The organism is Aquimarina sp. Aq78 (genome assembly GCF_900299525.1).
Classification (GTDB): domain Bacteria; phylum Bacteroidota; class Bacteroidia; order Flavobacteriales; family Flavobacteriaceae; genus Aquimarina.
Genome location: NZ_OMKA01000021.1, coordinates 1 through 2,456, shown reverse-complemented (window position 1 = coordinate 2,456; position 2,456 = coordinate 1). Strand labels below are relative to the sequence as shown.

2 protein-coding genes are annotated in these 2,456 nt (G+C 32.4%); both read left to right on the top strand.

The features are described 5' to 3' along the window. Positions 1 to 1,423 (top strand): RHS repeat domain-containing protein (locus DG435_RS13170; protein ID WP_304529329.1); only part of this gene is annotated, 1,423 nt, incomplete at its 5' end. A 3-nt stretch (positions 1,424 to 1,426) separates the two neighbouring features. Then, complete coding sequence (locus tag DG435_RS13165; RefSeq protein WP_106795202.1) at positions 1,427 to 2,281, top strand: hypothetical protein; 855 nt, start codon at positions 1,427 to 1,429, stop codon at positions 2,279 to 2,281. Positions 2,282 to 2,456 lie beyond the last annotated feature (175 nt).

The following is a 2,456-nucleotide window of genomic DNA, read 5'->3' as shown; positions in this document are numbered from 1 at the left end:
CTATCAATACAAAGATCATTTAGGTAATATACGTTTAAGCTATAACAAGGGCGGTAACAAGACTTTTTTAAATGATACTTTTGATAGTAGTACCGATGGCTGGGGTGGCGGAGGCGTATCTGCAGTCAATGGTCGTTTAGGTGTTAAAGTACGGTATATGTACAGTGGTACTAATAAAAAGATTACACACTCTTTTAGTGCTGGTGAAACTGTGAAGATACGACTGAAACTGGATGCTAATGGCAAAGGATATAAGATGCGTGTACTGGTCAATGAGATTGATGCTGCTAATGCAAGTACAGGATGGTATTCTGCTGGAGATGCACCCGAAGGTAATTTTGAAGCTACCTACCAGATCAAACAAGATGCTTCTAAGTTAAATATCAAACTGGGATTAACCAGTAGTATAGCCGCAGAAGAAGAAATCTATCTGGATGATATTAGTGTAGTACAAGAAACCGAAGAAGGGATCATCGTACAGCAAGAGAAGAATTATTATCCTTTTGGGCTCCAACATAGAGGGTACAACTTCGCTATAAATGGGAGTAAGCATGACTATGGTTTTGGAGGCAAAGAAGAACAAGATGAACTAGGACTTGGTTGGATAGATGTTACTGCTAGAAACTATGATCCTGCTCTTGGTAGATGGATGAATCTTGATCCATTAGCAGAAAAGATGCGTAGACACTCCCCTTATAATTATGCATTTGATAATCCGATATATTTTATCGATTATGATGGTATGGCTCCTAATGATTTTTATCGACATAAAAAAACAGGAAAAGTAGTATGGATTGATGGTAGTAGTCGTGTAAAAGGTTTTCAACACTTAGGATATCATGTAGGTTCTACTGATGTTGATGGAAATAGAACTCATATGAACGGAGATACCAGACAGATATCGGTCAATGGGAAAGTTGTGAATAGTTTTGGTTTTAATGGATCTCGAAATAGTAGAGGAAAAGGTACAGGTATTGATAGTTGGGGTCGTGAAAAAAGAGGTGATTTTCTAAGACCTACAAGTAATGGGAAAGCGATAGGGCAATTAAACATATCTGATTTACCAATAAGTGGAGTTCGTAATTTTAAGAATAAGGCTCTTGCTTTTATAAAAGATATTATAGGAATTTTAAATAAAGAAAATAAAATTGGAGATAATGTATCAGAAAACTCATCTTCGAATTCAAATAGTTCTACCACAGAATCCGATTCTTCCTCTAGTACAATGAGTGCTGAAAATACGGCAGGAGAGGAAGAAGCGCAAGAGAATGAGCAAGATACAACTAATACAACAGTAACATCATACAAGGATAAACCTGTAACAAGTACTAAATTTTTTCCTAGTAGAAAGGAAGCAGAAAAAGATTCTGTCAAAAAAGCAAACGATCCAAATACAAAATCTGTAATAATAAATGATTTTTAAATTATGAAGTTTAGTATATCTATAATTCTCCTATTTCTATTTATTCTCTCATGCAATACAAAGAAAGGAGACAATAAAACTAATACGATAAAAAATGAAAACATCTTAAAAGATGGGGTCTCTAAGGGATATGATAAAAACGGAAACCTCATAACTATCCATAATTTTAGGCAAGGAAAATTTGTGGATACTTCTACTTTTTATAGGGTCAATGGTTCTGTTAGAATGAGGCAAATTTGGATTGACAGCACTTATCATAAAGAAATTTTATATAATAAATCAGGTATTATCAAGGCAATGGGGAATATGAATGATGATGATTTAAAAATCGGTAAATGGTCTTTTTTTAAAGAAGGTAAACTGGATTTTATCCGAGAGTATAAAATCATAAGAGGAAAACAATACCTTAATCAATCTTGGAATATTGATAAAGAAGGAGATACTATTTTTGAGGGGAGTAAATTTTTTAGCATTCAAATCTTAAATGATAGTATAATTAAAGATCAGAAACCTCTTATGGCGGTTGCTTATTTACAGGCTCAATTATTTAAAGGAAAATCTTCTGAAATATTTGTTTGTTTACCTAATGGAGAAAAAATAGAGTTCGATGAAGATTTTTCAAATGAACGAGAAATAAAACTGGACACATTTTATAATCTCCAACATGATATTAAAAATCAAATAAATTTTTCTAAAGATATAAGTAAACCTTATAGTGCAGCTTTTGGTAAATGGTTTAAGACGACTACTGGCAAAAAAAATATTAGAGGATTTATAGAAGAATATTATAAAGAGAAAGATTCTGTAAAATCAACAAAAATGTATTTTGATATACCTATTTATATAAAGGATAAATAATAAGATGAAAAACAGTTACAGGGGTAATGGGTCAAACTGGTGCTTTTGAAAAAAAGTGTGTTTTTAAGGCTGACTATCAATAACTTACAAAACAAACAAGCCTCTTTATTGAGGCTTGTTTATGTTGTTTACACTACTTAAAATTGCTTAGAACCTATTAAATAAGGGTTTTGTA

What these genes read in the sequence shown, in the direction of transcription:
- DG435_RS13165 (WP_106795202.1), top strand. Translation starts at nt 1,427, where the DNA reads ATGAAGTTTAGTATATCTATAATTCTCCTATTTCTATTTATTCTCTCA.